Genomic DNA, 13940 nt, shown 5'->3' with positions numbered 1-13940 from the left:
ACGATGCTTGAAGCTCATTAAAATGACTTGCTAGCGAAATTACTTTCACTTTGTTTCTTTTGGTTCGACCCTTGGTCGAACCGCCGTTCACAGTTTATTGTTTTACTTTGTTCAGTTTTCAAAGGTCAATACTTTTTGTTTTGACAACTTCTATATAATAACATTAAGTAGAGTGCTTGTCAAATGTTTTTGAATATTTTTTATTGTCTTTACATATTTATTCAACTGTTAACCAGCTGATATGTTCAACAACTTTTAAATAATAACACAAACAATCAATTCGCGTCAAGCATTTTTTAAAGGATAACCTATTAAATAAAATCAAACATTTAAAAAGCACTTTCAACAACGTCTATTAATATATCAACTTTTTATACATTCGTCAAGAATATTTTCAAATTAAATAAATCTTTTTAAAAATAAAGATTTATTTAACTTATCTACTAGTCAAAGGATTAAGATGAGAAGACTTTATCCACCTTACTATAAAGGACGTAAAGAAGATAATTCTATCTCTTCTTTTTTAACAATCATTAATAGACCATCCCCTAACGGAACAATACTGGACTCTAAAGATGGATGATTCATGACGGTATCCAAAAAAGAATTCAATTTACGATGAATAGCTCTCGTTCTTTTTGGAATCTCCTCGTCCGGCAACAAAATTGTGCCACCTTGCAGTACATCATCGACAACTAACATCCCGTTAATTTTTAACAATCGAATACATTCAGGTAAAAATTCGTGGTATTTTGATTTTGCACTATCCATAAATATAAAGTCGTATTGCCCTGATAAAGTGGGTAGAATATCTGCAGCTTGCCCCTCTAAAAGAGTTACTTTCTCTGTTAAGCCTAAAACTTCATAATTCTTCTTTGCTTTTTCAATCATAACATCAAAGCGATCAATCGTTGTCACGTGCCCATTTTCACCAACGTGTTGAGCCATTAAACTAGAAGAAAAACCAATAGCTGCTCCTATTTCCAAGATATGCTCTGGCTTAATTTGCCCTAAAAGTAAGTTTAAAAAAACAACTGTCTCATGCGGAATAATCGGTACTCTTCTTTCATTTGCTTCTCTTTCAATTTCTCCTAACTTACCTGATAACGGTTTTTGTCGAGTTCTCAAAAACTCTACTACTTCTTTTTTAACGACTGGACGATCCATCATTTCATTTCTAGCTGTTTTAATCTTTATATTTTCCATATTAATTACTCTTCTCCTCTTTCTCTCATCTCAAAGCACAATTGTATTCTCTCATTTTCTATTATAAGTTGCTCAATCTCATCAAACAAGACTTTGTTTCACTATTTTATTATATGTTCACTTCAAAAGCATTGTAAATCCTTTGTTTTATATGCTATTATCAATATAACAGAACACCATAAAATAAATAAAGGAGGATACAATGATGCTTATTAAATCACTCTGTATTCCTAAGAAAAGTTTAACTACTGTCAAAGAAAGCGCAACTCTTCAAGAAGCGATTGATATACTCGAGAAATCTGGTTATCGTTGTATCCCAATTTTAGACGAAAGCGGAAAAATTTTCAGAGGCAATATATACAAAATGCACATTTATCGCCATCAAGCAAATAACGGTGATATGAATTTACCCGTTACTACTCTCTTGAAAAATGCAACAAAATTTATTTCTGTAGATTCTTCTTTTTTTAAAGTGTTCTTTACAATTAAGGAACTTCCTTATATATCTGTGTTAGATGAAGAAAATCATTTTTATGGCATCCTTACCCATAGCTCCCTCTTAAACATGTTGCAACAATCATGGAATATTAATTCAGGTAGTTATGTTTTGACCATTGCATCTTCTGGCCAAAAGGGTGATTTAACAAATATGACAAAAATTATTAATCGCTATTGTTCTATATCAAGTTGTATTACATTAGACGCTGAACGAGAAGAACTTGTTCGTCGCACAATGATGACTCTTGAATCAGGTGTAACCGCAGAAACCGTTAAACAAATTAGCGACCATCTAGAGAAGAAAGGTTTCCGCGTAGTAGAAATAGAAGATTTAGAGAATAATTAATTTTTCACACTGAATCGAGCGTCCAAACATATAAATTAAAGTAAAAAAGCCAAAAACAATACGTTTTTGTGAACGTTAGTCTTAATCCACTAACACTCACCCTAACGCGCTGTATGGCTTTTTTTTTTAAGCTTCTATTCTTTCACTAAAATGAATCTTTTTATCTAAATACTGCATGATCGGCGCACCCACTACCATAATGCCAAGCTCTCCAATTCCAACGGTTAAGTAACCAAACCAAAAAGGATAAGAAAAAGCTAAATACAATTCCAAAGCAATTAAAGAAGAAAGAGCAGTAAAGATTAATGAATTAATCATAAACTTTACCCATATATTAGAAATTTTCTTCATTAATCCACTTGCAATCAATAAAGATAATAACGAATGACCTACCCCAAATATTAGATCATAACCTATTATTGTCGAAAAGAATAAATTCGAAATAAATACACCACTTACTATTCCAAATAAATATTTTCTGTTAAAGACAATCAGGTGATTAAAAATCTCAGCAACACGGAATTGCAATGCTCCAAAAGAAATCGGTGCTAAAATCCCTGTTATCGCTACATATAACGCTGCTACAACAGCATTAATAACCAGACTTTTTGTTTTCAAATTTTTGTTCCTCCTAGTTTTTTTCTGTGGGATGGTTACGAACCACATATTTAGTAACGTTAGCATGATATCACTTTTTCAAGAAATTCTCAATTCGAATCTTTTCCTTATAATCACTAAAAAACCTTCCTCGGACTAACTAGGAAGGTTTATGTACATCTAATTAAACTGTTTTTGATAAGCCCACACTAATCTCTAAAGCTTCATCAATCTTATTCATTGTTTCTTGGTTTAACTGAGTTACTTTTTCTTTTAGTCTTTGTTTATCGATTGTTCGAACTTGCTCTAACAAGACTACGGAATCTTTTTCTAAGGAAAATTCCTCTGCCGAAATTTCTACATGGGTAGGCATCTTCGCCTTTTGTATTTTCGCTGTTATCGCTGCTACAATAACTGTTGGACTATAATGATTTCCAATGTTATTTTGTATAATCAATACTGGGCGCATCCCGCCTTGTTCTGATCCTACAACAGGCGATAAATCAGCATAATAAATCTCACCCCGTCTTACCATAGGTATATCCTCCTTATGATAACTGGCTAGAAATGGGCGCTGACCTCTTTTTCACAAACTTCAAATTCATTACAAATATCAAGGTTGATACGAGACATTTCCGCATATCCTTTTCGCAAGGTATCATATATAGTTATGTTTTTTTCTGAAATCTGATTCACCACTGCATTTATTGAGTTGAATTTATTAATACTCGTTTGAACATCATAACTCTGACTATCTTTAGAAACATGACGATTCAAAGAAATCTTAAATACCCGTCCACCATTATTTCTCATGAACCATACCCTCCAATGAATAGCTTTTCCCTTCTCTCACAAAGAAAACCGCATCTGTACTTAGGCTAATGGTACCATGAAAGAATAAACATTGGAACCTCCAATCGAGGTTTAACTTAATGCTTTAAAAAATGTTCGTTTTTTTGTCACTATTAGCGATACTAGTATTATCATATCTTCTAGGAATACGTGCAGTTAAACCACAAGTAATTTCATAATGAATTGTATTTAAATGATCGGCAATCTCTTGTAGCGTAATCAGTTGTTCTTGACTTTGGCCGACAAGAATAACCTCTGATCCTTCTTCAACTTCATAAGGCAATCGAATCATACACTGATCCATACAAACTCTTCCAATTATCTCACATCTTTTTCCATCTACAAGAACATCTTGACCTTGTAAACCCCTAGGCCACCCGTCGCCGTATCCTATGGGAACCGTCCCAACCCACTCACCTTGCGACGCTGAGTATGTCGCTCCGTAACCAATCGTATCTCCTTCTTGCATTTGCTTAACATAATTGACTTCACTACTGATTTTCATCGCCGGTGTTAATTGATACGGTTCAGACAGAACTCCTCCAGATGGATTCAAACCATACATTGCGATACCAAAACGGATAAGATTTGAGGAAGATGACTTATGCCAAAGTGCTGTGGCACTATTTGCGGTGTGTACAAACGGTGGTTTTCGGTGCAAACTTTCTACTAGAATATTGAATTTTGAAACTTGCTTTTCAAATTGTTTTTGATCCGGGCTATCTGCAGTAGCGAAATGAGTGAAAACACCCTCAAAACAGATACGTTCATTGCCATCTAACCATCGTTCTATCTCTTGCAACTCTTCTTTTGTCCTTATACCAATACGCCCCATTCCAGTATCTAAAGCAATGTGGACGTACAATTTCTCGTTATATTCATTTACTCTTATTATCTCATTAGCTTTTTCAAGCCAATCTAAACTACCAACTGTCACACTAAATTTATTTAACACCAACAACTCTACATACTTTACATCCACTAATCCTAAAATTAAAATAGGTTCCGTAAAACCCGCTTCTCGCAGCTCTAAGGCTTCATCTAAAATAGCTACACAAAAACCTGATGCCCCACCTTTTTTTGCCGCTTTCGCAACTTCTATTGCGCCATGTCCATATCCATCAGCTTTAACTACCGCGTAAAGAACGGTATCTTTATCTAACCTTTTCATTTCTTGCTGTACGTTATGAATAATTGCTTGTTTATCAATATACGCAATCGTTTTCCGATGTATTCCCACAGCCAAAATCAACTCCCCCTTTCTCTCCTCTATGCTTTATTTTTTTCTAAAATTATTTGGGCAGCAGCAATTGCATCTGTATGCGTAATCGAAAGAAATACATTCCCATCAAACGGACTTTTTCTGACTATGGGTTTCCCTTTTTCATTAGGTAATATTTCTATATCATGAAATCCTAACTTACCGATACCCGTTCCAAACGCTTTCGAAAAGGCTTCTTTAGCTGCGTAACGTCCAGCTAAAAACTCTATTTGACGAGAGCCTTTTAGTTCATTAAACAAAGCCCATTCAGCTTGAGTTAACACACGATTTGAAAAAGTATTTCTTTTTTTTAAAGCCTGTTCAATCCGATTTATTTCGGTTATATCTAAACCTATCCCAACTATCATTTTACGCCTCACTTTTTATGTACTTATTTGCCAATACATTTAAAATTAACTCGTTTAAACCTAGTTTTACCCTATACTTGTGCTTATATTATCAGAACCGAACAAAATTGTCACTTATTAAACATCGTTTAGCTGAATAGCGCACTAAAAAAGCCATTCTCTATAGAGAATGGCTTTTTTACGTACTATTTGTTTAGTCTTTATTACGGATAGTAAAGTTACGGTCTCCGCCGCCTTGACGTCTGTCAGAGGCTGGCTTACTGCGACGACTGTCGCTGCTGCCACGTTTTTTATCTGAACTGTAACCAGATCCAGATCCAGAAGCAGATCCGCCACGACGTTCGCCTGGTTTCCCACCACTACGATTGCCACGGTATCCACCGCCACTAGATTTCCCTTTGTAACCACCACGTGATGATCCACCTTTATTTCCGCCGCCTTTGCTTCCGCCTCGGCTTGGTAATGGACGTTCAGGTGTGATTTTAACTGGTACTGCAGCCGCATCTTTAGAAACACTCTTCAAGAAAGAGGCTGCTATGTCTTCAGCTGTGTATGTTTCCAATAATTGAGCTGCTGCTTTTCTATACAATTCTAATCCGTTAGCTTCAACGATAGAAGTCGCTTCTTCCATAGACGCTTTGATTTGTCCTTCAAAAGCTTCAGCATTTGTTGGTGGGCGTAAAGGTGTCATTTCTTTTTTCGTTAAATCTTCAATAACACGTAGATAACCCATTTCATTTGGTGTTATGAAAGAAACTGAAACTCCTTCTTTACCCGCACGACCAGTACGGCCAATACGGTGAACATAACTTTCTGGATCTTGAGGGATGTCATAGTTATAAACATGAGTCACTCCTGAAATATCCAATCCACGTGCAGCTACGTCTGTCGCTACTAAAATGTCTAATTTCCCTGATTTAAATGCTTTTAATACACTCATACGTTTTTGTTGAGAAAGATCGCCATGAATTCCTTCAGCACGGTATCCTCTCATTTCTAACCCTTTAGCTAGTTCATCAACACGACGTTTTGTACGCCCGAAGATAATTGTTAACTCAGGTGTTTGAACATCAAACAAACGTGTCATAATATCAAATTTTTCGAAATCTTTACAACGAACAAAGAATTGTTCGATTAAGCTATCTGATAAAGTTGTTGCCTTAATACTAACGTGTTCTGGAGTTTTCATGAATCTTACTCCGATACGTTTGATAGGAGCTGGCATTGTTGCTGAGAATAGCAATGTTTGACGTTCTCCTGGAACTTCTTGAATGATTGTTTCGATATCATCAATAAAGCCCATATTTAACATCTCATCTGCCTCATCTAAAACTAATGTTTCAACATGATTTAATTTTAATGTTTTACGTTTGATATGGTCTAACAAACGACCTGGTGTACCTACAACGATATGCGGTGCATCTTTTAATGCGCGGATTTGACGACTGATATCTGCTCCACCATAGACAACTTGTACGCGTACTTTTTTGTCTCGGCTTAAACGGAATAACTCTTCTTGTGTTTGAATAGCTAACTCACGTGTTGGCGCAATAACTAAACCTTGAACTGCACGGTTATTTACGTCAATTTTCTGTAGCATTGGTAGACCGAAAGCGGCTGTTTTACCTGTCCCTGTTTGTGCTTGCCCGATAACGTCTTTTCCTTCAAGCGCTAACGGAATCGTTTGTGTTTGAATTGGAGTTGCCTCCTCAAAGCCTAAACGTTCTACTGATTGTAATAATTCTGGTGCTAAACCTAATTCTGAAAATTTCAAATATATTTCCTCCCAATTTAAAAACCGTAAAGAGAGATTTTTGCGAAATACAGGCACCATCATTGTTTCAATTCAGACGCACCTGTTGCTGTCACTCCATATAAAAACTCAGCTCACTCAAACAAAGTATCATTAAGCTGAGTCCTTCATTTCATATCAAAAGCTCGGATAAATTCCAAGCTCGTCTGCTTATCTATTTTCACAAAACCCTCATTGGTTTTATCTTTTTTAATTAAATCTCTCATTTAATCTTATTAATCTTAACACGTCTATATAGGATTATCAAACAATTTACTTCCCAATCCCTATGAACACGTTTCCTTTTTAAAAAAATCTAGAATTTGTTCGTCTTTTTTTATTCTTTTTCTTTTTCATAAATTTTTTTTGCAACAAAAAAAGAATTGAGAGAATACTCAATCCCTTTATCTGTTGTTAATCGCGTCTATTTCCAAATATACGTAATAAGCCAAGAAAAATATTAATAAAGTCTAAATATAAACTTAAAGCTCCACTAATCGCCACCGCTCCTAGCGATTGTTGCCCACTAAATTGAATATAAATCTGTTTTAATTTATGTGTATCATATGCAGTGAACCCAACAAAAATCAAAACCGTAATAATTGATAAGACAAAATCAGCAGGACCACTACGTAAGATAAAGCTGTTTACCAACATAGCGACAATCAAACCAATTAAAGCTCCTCTTAATTGTCCTCCTAATGTTGACATGTCTTTCTTAGTAAAGAATCCCACCAAGCTCATTCCGGCAAATGTTGCTGAAGCCATCAGAAAGGCTGAACCTATACTTCCTAGTTCATAAATCAAAAAGATACTAGCTAATGTAATACCATTTAATAATGCAAAAGCAACAAACCCAACCAAGGATGAGCTAGCTGATCTCATCTTCATTCCGTTTGTAGCAAGCTTAGATACTAAAAATATTTCTGCAATAAATAAACCAATCATCCCAAACGGACTTCCGTAAACTAAATTTAGAATCAATGGGCTTTGAGAAGCATAAAATGCAGTTATCCCAGAAATAGCTAAACCTAAGGTCATATAGCCATATACAGAGGCAAAAAACTTAGCCATTGTAGGTTGATCAACAAAATCATTTGTAACGTCTTTTCTTTGAGTATTCACGTTTCATTCCTCCTTCAATCCATTTCACTACAATTAATATATCAACTTACTTGTTTTTTCTAAATCAGTCTTAAGGCTGATTTTTATTTATCTATTTTTTTGTAAAGCTTTAACGACGGATAATAGGCCTGTCCCAAAACTAGACTTTACGAGTACGTAGTCTTTGGGCTTAATAAGCTTCTTCAAAAAAGCAATCATCGTCTCTTTTTCTCCATCAAAATGATGTATTCGATCTATAGTGAAATCCGGCTTCAATGCTTCATAGAGTACCTTCATATGGGGACCATATAAAATAACTTGATCAATTTCATCTATTGATAATGCATCTTTTATACTAACATGTAGCTCTTGCGTTTGTCTGCCTAGTTCTAGCATATCACCTAATACAACTATCTTTCTGCCTTCATTTTTCAATTGGCTAAAGGTATTCAATACAGCTTTCATAGCTGTAGGATTCGCGTTGTAAGCATCATTTAGCAGTTCGCTCTCATGAATACCTTCTAACCATTCTGTTCGATTTTTCGTCAATTGGAATGTTGCTAGCTTTTGAGCAGCCTTTTCAACAGAAATACCCAAAGCTAAACCTCCACTTAACGCAGCTAACGCATTATCAACATTGTATGTTCCTGTGACAGGTAAATGAATAGAAATCGATGGATCTAAATTAGTTGAAAAAGTAGTTTCTTTCATTCCTGAACTTATTTGCAATGAATAAGCATCATTTGTCGGTAGGACTCCAAACGTCTTAACCTGCTCTTTCTTTAAACAACTAGCTCTTTCTACTAAAAGCGGTTCATCTCCCGGAATAATTAAAAGTCCATTTTCTTTCAAACCGGAAACGATTTCCATCTTAGCGTCTGCAATACCTGCACGAGACCCTAGATGTTCAATATGTGACTCTCCTATCATTGTTATGATTGCTATATCTGGCTTCGCCAAATCAGAAAGCACTTTGATTTCTCCAGCATGGTTCATTCCCATTTCCAGAATAACGACTTCTGTATCTAAAGGCATTTCTAAAATTGTGATAGGTAGCCCAATATGATTGTTAAAATTTCCTTGTGTTTTATGAACACGGTATTGACTTGACAGCACTGCTTGCGTCATATCTTTCGTTGTAGTCTTCCCATTACTACCTGTGATGCCAATTACTTTAGGATTAATTTTAGTTAGATAATACCGAGCTAAATCTTGAAGAGCTTTCAGTGTATCTTCAACTTGGATAACCGGAATACCCTCTGGCGCTTCTTTTATCGAGTTACTCCAAAATGTCGCCAAAGCACCATTTTTTATAGCTTGCTCAACAAAAGCATGCCCATCATTTTCGCTAACTAACGGAACAAATAATGATTGGTTTTTGATTTCTCTCGAATCAAAATCTACAGCATTAATTTTAATTGTTTCCCATGCATCTTCTATATTCTTAGCATGCACAGCTAGTGCAATTTCTTTCACTGATAATAGAAACATTCCTTTTCCTCCATCTTTTCTAGGTTTAACCTACCTTTTTAAAAAAAAGCAGCACGGACATTTGTCCTGCCACTTTTCATAATATAAAAACTACTATTCACTCGAGTTAAATCCGTTCCGTTTGTTCAAAATTTAAAGATTCTTCAAATCTTTTTAATGCTAATTGAATAAGCTCTTCAACTAGATCTCCATAATTTAACCCAGTATGCTTCCAAAGTAACGGATACATACTAAACTGAGTAAATCCTGGCATCGTATTTAGTTCATTAATAAAAATTTCATCGTTTCCAGTGACAAAGAAATCACATCGGCTTAAACCAGTTCCATCAATTGCTTGAAATGCACGAACAGCATAAGAACGCAATTTCTTTTCTACTTCTTCTGAAACACGAGCAGGTATTTGCAGCGTAACTTGGTTATTAATATACTTTGCTTCAAAATCATAAAAAGAACTTTCTTTGATTAATTCTCCAGGTACAGATGTATGAATATCATCATTCCCTAGAATAGCTACTTCAATTTCTCTAGCTTCAATTCCCTGTTCTACGACTACGCGACGATCGTATTGTAGGGCAAGATTAATCGCTTCTTCTAATTCTGCACGTGTTTCAGCTTTACTGATTCCAACACTCGAACCAAGATTTGCCGGCTTCACATACATTGGATAGACTAGCGTACCTTCACACTTATTAAATACATCATCCGCATTCGTTATCCAATCTCCTTTTCGAATAGGAACGTAAGGAACTTGGGGTAAACCAGCTTGTTGAAAAAGCTGTTTACTAGTTATTTTATCCATTCCACACGCACTGGCTAATACGCCTGCTCCCACATACGGCATACCGATAACTTCAAACAACCCTTGAACGGTACCATCTTCTCCATTCGGACCATGAAGTACAGGAAAAATAACAGCATTCTCCTCTTTCAATTCCGACGGTTTGATGGTTACCCCTTTAGAAGCTGTTCCTTCTTCAACAGAGAAACAAACTTCTTTTGAATTTATTAGGCGTAAAGCTTCAGAAAATTGAATGGTTTCTGGCTGATTGACAACTGCGCCTTTTATCCATTCTCCATCTCTTGTAATGTAAATTGGTTGAACTTCGTAGTAATCATAATAGACTTCTTTGATAATAGAGAATGCTGTTAGTATTGAAATATCGTGTTCAGCACTTTTTCCTCCGTATATTAGAAAGATTTTCATTTGGTTTTCCTCCGAGTTGTAACTTTTATTCTCTTATTCCAACATGAGTTCTCTTGAATTCAAAAGCTATTGTATCATATTTTTATTGATAAAAATAGCAAACATTTCCGACAGAACTTCCTTACAAATTCACACTGTTTTAACCTTTTAAATTCTTACTATCATTAAATTGATACGCTATTCAGCAAAAAAACAATATACTAACTCACTATAAACAAAAAAGCCATTAAACGCTTGTTTATATGGCTTTTCACTCCTCAAGTGGTTGAAGTAAATTTTCTTCTATAAATGACCACTCACTATTATTTTTATCGTAGTAGACAGTACCTAATAAATCCTTTTTCGAAAAAATTTGATTAACATCTCTCAGACGATCTTCAACTAAAAAGATTGGTATTTCACATATTTGTTGATGCTTATGCTCTTGCATTTGAGTGAACGAAAATAAGACACCTTCTCTTAAGAAAGGAATTAATTCTTTAATCAATTCTTTTGGAATAGGCTTAATTTCAGTTTCTTTTTGATAAAATTTTTTCTTCTCATTACATTTCAACGTTAATGATCTTGTTAGACTATCGCTTAGAAACCAATAAAATTGCTCTAAGTAACGAAAATATATTTTTTTAAAATTGTCAGTCATTGATAAATAAATGAAATTATTTTGTAATTTATAATAAAAAGGAGAGTGTAAGTGGGTGTGCGCATGAGAAAGATACAGCAATTCAGAAACTTCTACGGGTGTAAGTTGTCTCAACAATTCAATACTTTCAAAATCTATCCACTTAAGATTGCGGCCAGAATTCTTATCTATATTCATCTCTAAATAATTGCGAACTTTTTCAATCCCTCGAATCATTTGAAAACCAGTATGTGGATCAAATTCTCCTATATCTTTCGAGGCATTCAGCAATAGAATGTTTTCAGGTACTTTTTTTATGATTTCATCATAGCTTTTAAACGTAATCCCTTTACTTAAAACAGAATTTGTTACGCCGTCTAGATGAACATAAATATAATCCGAAATCACTAGGTACCCCTCCTCATTTTTTTCTACACTTCATTGTACTACGTTTCCCCTTTTTTATCTGTATCAATTTAGTGAATATTGCATTACAACACGGAAATGTAACCGCTCTATTAAGACAGACTGGTAACAAACGTTTTTTTACATTTCTTTTAGTCTTTTTATTCTTGAATCCGTTGATGGATGCGTTGAAAAAAGAGTCTGAGTATTTTTATTTTTAAAAGGATTTTCTATATACAAAGCTGCACTAGTTGGATCTGCTTTCTCCATTGGAGGACTGGCAGAAATTTTTTTTAATGCGGAAATTAATCCTTGAGGATTCCTTGTTAACTCTACCGCTGAGGCATCTGCTAAATATTCTCTATTTCTAGATAAAGCTAATTGTGCCAATGTAGCCGCTATTGGAGCAAGAATAATAAGGACTAGTGAAATGATAAAGAAAATAAGCGAATGATTATCACCCTTATCATTTTTTCTTCTTGCGCCGCCAAACCATAACATTCGAGTTCCAATATTAGCCACCAAGGCGACAACAGCTGTCAAGGCTAAAGCAATAGTAGATAAGCGAATATCATAATTACGAATATGAGCTATTTCGTGAGCTATCACGCCTTCAATTTCTTCACGATTTAATCTTTCCATTAGACCAGTTGTTACAGCAACAGATGCTTTGTCCGGAGAATTACCAGATGCGAACGCATTGGGACTCTTATCATCAATAACGTAAATTTTAGGCCTTGGAACTTTACCAACTAATGAAAGTTCTTCTACAACATTCCATAAGAGCGGGTAATCTTGTTTTTGTATAATTTCTTTCCCTTTATTCAACTTCATCACAACTTTTGTTGAGTTAGAAATCATTGTAAACATATAAACTAACGCTATAACCGCTGAAATGACTATCCCATTAATAGCACTATTGAAATTCAAATAGCCCACTGCTCCTCCAATGACTAAAACTAAAAGAAAAAAAACAAGCATCAACACTACCGTTTTACGCTTATTTTGTTCAATTTGTTCAAAAAGCACTATCCATCTACCCTCTTTCGTTATTCCTATATATGAAATGAACTAAAAAATGTTGAAAATACAACAGTCCCATAAAGATGAGCGACTTACACGTAAGTCATGTAGGCTCATTCTTGTTAATTTTTTTCTATTTTTAGAAAGAAATATTCGGTACTTTTTTCTCTTCTAAAGGAATTTCTAATAAAGCTTCTGATTTAAAATTATGGATATTAGCTACAATGTTACTCGGAAAAGATTCTAACTTACTATTAAAAGTTGCCACACTAGAATTATACAACTGACGAGCATAGGCAATTTTATTTTCTGTCGCTGTTAATTCTTCTTGTAACTGAATAAAATTTTGATTTGCTTTCAAATCCGGGTAACTTTCACTTAAGGCAAAAATAGTTTTTAATGTATCTGACAATTGATTAGATAGCTGGATTTGCTCTTCATGATTCTCAGACGACACTTGAGTCAATTGATTTCGCATTTGGATTACTTTTTCAAACGTTTCTTGTTCATGCTTTGCATATCCTTTTACCGTCTCTACTAAATTGGGAATTAAATCATTGCGTCTTTTTAATTGTACATCGATCTGACTCCAAGCTTCTTTAACCCAGATTCTTGCTCGGACTAAGCTGTTATAAGTCACAACATAAAAAATTAGAAATAAGATTATAATTATACCCAGTATTATCCACAACATCAACGATACACCTTCCCTATCTTTTAGTTCATCGTATCAAATATACTATAAAATAGCACGCAATAGAGAGTTTTTTGGTATAAAAAAAAGCTCTAAAATTAGAGCTTTCATAGTTATTCTTATTCTTCTGATGCGTTTGCGTCTGCCAAACCGTATTTTTTGTTGAAACGGTCGACACGTCCGTCTGCTTGTGTAAATTTTTGACGTCCAGTATAGAATGGGTGTGAATCAGATGTAGTTTCAACACGGATTAACGGGTAAGTGTTGCCGTCTTCCCACTCAACAGTTTCGCTTGAATATTTTGTAGAACCTGATAAAAACTTAAATCCTGTAGTAGTATCCATGAATACAACTTCTTGATAAGTTGGGTGAATTTCTTTTTTCATGTGCTCTCGCTCCTTTGCCCTGATACATTTGCTGAACCAGAGTTCTTTTTTATTTTTATTTAACAGTAGAATGTTACCACGTCTATTGTCGGAT

General features: G+C 34.8%; 15 protein-coding genes and 1 riboswitch. Of the genes, 1 reads left to right on the top strand and 14 read right to left on the bottom strand.

Annotation, left to right across the window (positions count from 1 at the left end; genetic code table 11):
- Positions 1 to 483: 483 nt before the first annotated feature.
- Positions 484 to 1206, bottom strand: a complete 723-nt coding sequence (locus WBF61_RS05590) for an O-methyltransferase (RefSeq protein ID WP_424254671.1) — start codon at positions 1204 to 1206, stop codon at positions 484 to 486.
- Positions 1207 to 1411: 205 nt separating this feature from the next.
- Here WBF61_RS05590 and cbpA point away from each other — a divergent pair, with 205 nt between their 5' ends.
- On the top strand, positions 1412 to 2050 hold the full coding sequence (cbpA, locus tag WBF61_RS05585) for a cyclic di-AMP binding protein CbpA (RefSeq protein WP_424254669.1): 639 nt from the start codon (positions 1412 to 1414) through the stop codon (positions 2048 to 2050).
- Positions 2051 to 2176: 126 nt separating this feature from the next.
- Here cbpA and WBF61_RS05580 read toward each other — a convergent pair whose 3' ends face one another.
- The 13 genes from WBF61_RS05580 to WBF61_RS05520 form a co-directional block, all read right to left on the bottom strand.
- Positions 2177 to 2668 (bottom strand): QueT transporter family protein, encoded by a 492-nt coding sequence (locus WBF61_RS05580; RefSeq protein ID WP_424254668.1) that lies wholly within the window; start codon positions 2666 to 2668, stop codon positions 2177 to 2179.
- 7 nt (positions 2669 to 2675) lie between these two features.
- Positions 2676 to 2720, bottom strand: a riboswitch (PreQ1 riboswitch).
- Between the two features lie 111 nt (positions 2721 to 2831).
- On the bottom strand, positions 2832 to 3182 hold the full coding sequence (locus WBF61_RS05575; protein WP_424254667.1) for a type II toxin-antitoxin system PemK/MazF family toxin: 351 nt from the start codon (positions 3180 to 3182) through the stop codon (positions 2832 to 2834).
- 26 nt (positions 3183 to 3208) lie between these two features.
- Positions 3209 to 3460 (bottom strand): hypothetical protein, encoded by a 252-nt coding sequence (locus tag WBF61_RS05570; RefSeq protein ID WP_424254665.1) that lies wholly within the window; start codon positions 3458 to 3460, stop codon positions 3209 to 3211.
- A 124-nt stretch (positions 3461 to 3584) separates the two neighbouring features.
- On the bottom strand, positions 3585 to 4745 hold the full coding sequence (gene alr, locus WBF61_RS05565; RefSeq protein ID WP_424254663.1) for an alanine racemase: 1161 nt from the start codon (positions 4743 to 4745) through the stop codon (positions 3585 to 3587).
- A gap of 23 nt (positions 4746 to 4768) precedes the next feature.
- A complete protein-coding gene (gene acpS / locus WBF61_RS05560; RefSeq protein ID WP_424254661.1) occupies positions 4769 to 5128 on the bottom strand; it encodes a holo-ACP synthase in 360 nt (119 codons plus the stop codon).
- A gap of 193 nt (positions 5129 to 5321) precedes the next feature.
- Complete coding sequence (locus tag WBF61_RS05555) at positions 5322 to 6902, bottom strand: DEAD/DEAH box helicase (RefSeq protein WP_424254660.1); 1581 nt, start codon at positions 6900 to 6902, stop codon at positions 5322 to 5324.
- Between the two features lie 432 nt (positions 6903 to 7334).
- Entirely contained in the window at positions 7335 to 8045 is a 711-nt protein-coding gene (locus WBF61_RS05550) for a Bax inhibitor-1/YccA family protein (protein ID WP_424254659.1), read from the bottom strand.
- 87 nt (positions 8046 to 8132) lie between these two features.
- Complete coding sequence (locus WBF61_RS05545) at positions 8133 to 9515, bottom strand: UDP-N-acetylmuramoyl-tripeptide--D-alanyl-D-alanine ligase (RefSeq protein ID WP_424254658.1); 1383 nt, start codon at positions 9513 to 9515, stop codon at positions 8133 to 8135.
- A 106-nt stretch (positions 9516 to 9621) separates the two neighbouring features.
- The gene (locus tag WBF61_RS05540; protein WP_424254656.1) at positions 9622 to 10719 is read right to left on the bottom strand and encodes a D-alanine--D-alanine ligase; all 1098 of its coding nucleotides are present in this window, start codon (positions 10717 to 10719) and stop codon (positions 9622 to 9624) included.
- A 250-nt stretch (positions 10720 to 10969) separates the two neighbouring features.
- The gene (locus WBF61_RS05535; RefSeq protein WP_424254655.1) at positions 10970 to 11746 is read right to left on the bottom strand and encodes a hypothetical protein; all 777 of its coding nucleotides are present in this window, start codon (positions 11744 to 11746) and stop codon (positions 10970 to 10972) included.
- 138 nt (positions 11747 to 11884) lie between these two features.
- The gene (gene htpX, locus WBF61_RS05530) at positions 11885 to 12772 is read right to left on the bottom strand and encodes a zinc metalloprotease HtpX (protein ID WP_424254653.1); all 888 of its coding nucleotides are present in this window, start codon (positions 12770 to 12772) and stop codon (positions 11885 to 11887) included.
- A gap of 133 nt (positions 12773 to 12905) precedes the next feature.
- On the bottom strand, positions 12906 to 13460 hold the full coding sequence (locus WBF61_RS05525; protein WP_424254676.1) for a LemA family protein: 555 nt from the start codon (positions 13458 to 13460) through the stop codon (positions 12906 to 12908).
- Positions 13461 to 13579: 119 nt separating this feature from the next.
- On the bottom strand, positions 13580 to 13846 hold the full coding sequence (locus WBF61_RS05520; RefSeq protein WP_424254674.1) for a type B 50S ribosomal protein L31: 267 nt from the start codon (positions 13844 to 13846) through the stop codon (positions 13580 to 13582).
- Positions 13847 to 13940: the final 94 nt, after the last annotated feature.

Source organism: Carnobacterium sp., assembly GCF_049673005.1.
Classification (GTDB): Bacteria; Bacillota; Bacilli; order Lactobacillales; family Carnobacteriaceae; genus Carnobacterium_A.
The sequence above is the reverse complement of the archived record's forward strand: the minus strand, read 5'-3'. Positions and strand labels throughout refer to the sequence as shown.

Excerpts from the sequence above, each read along its gene's own strand:
- WBF61_RS05590 (WP_424254671.1), bottom strand. The coding sequence starts at position 1,206 with ATGGAAAATATAAAGATTAAAACAGCTAGAAATGAAATGATGGATCGT.
- cbpA (WP_424254669.1), top strand. The coding sequence starts at position 1,412 with ATGCTTATTAAATCACTCTGTATTCCTAAGAAAAGTTTAACTACTGTC.
- WBF61_RS05575 (WP_424254667.1), bottom strand. The coding sequence starts at position 3,182 with ATGGTAAGACGGGGTGAGATTTATTATGCTGATTTATCGCCTGTTGTA.
- WBF61_RS05570 (WP_424254665.1), bottom strand. The coding sequence starts at position 3,460 with ATGAGAAATAATGGTGGACGGGTATTTAAGATTTCTTTGAATCGTCAT.
- acpS (WP_424254661.1), bottom strand. The coding sequence starts at position 5,128 with ATGATAGTTGGGATAGGTTTAGATATAACCGAAATAAATCGGATTGAA.
- WBF61_RS05545 (WP_424254658.1), bottom strand. The coding sequence starts at position 9,515 with ATGTTTCTATTATCAGTGAAAGAAATTGCACTAGCTGTGCATGCTAAG.
- WBF61_RS05540 (WP_424254656.1), bottom strand. The coding sequence starts at position 10,719 with ATGAAAATCTTTCTAATATACGGAGGAAAAAGTGCTGAACACGATATT.
- WBF61_RS05525 (WP_424254676.1), bottom strand. The coding sequence starts at position 13,460 with ATGTTGTGGATAATACTGGGTATAATTATAATCTTATTTCTAATTTTT.
- WBF61_RS05520 (WP_424254674.1), bottom strand. The coding sequence starts at position 13,846 with ATGAAAAAAGAAATTCACCCAACTTATCAAGAAGTTGTATTCATGGAT.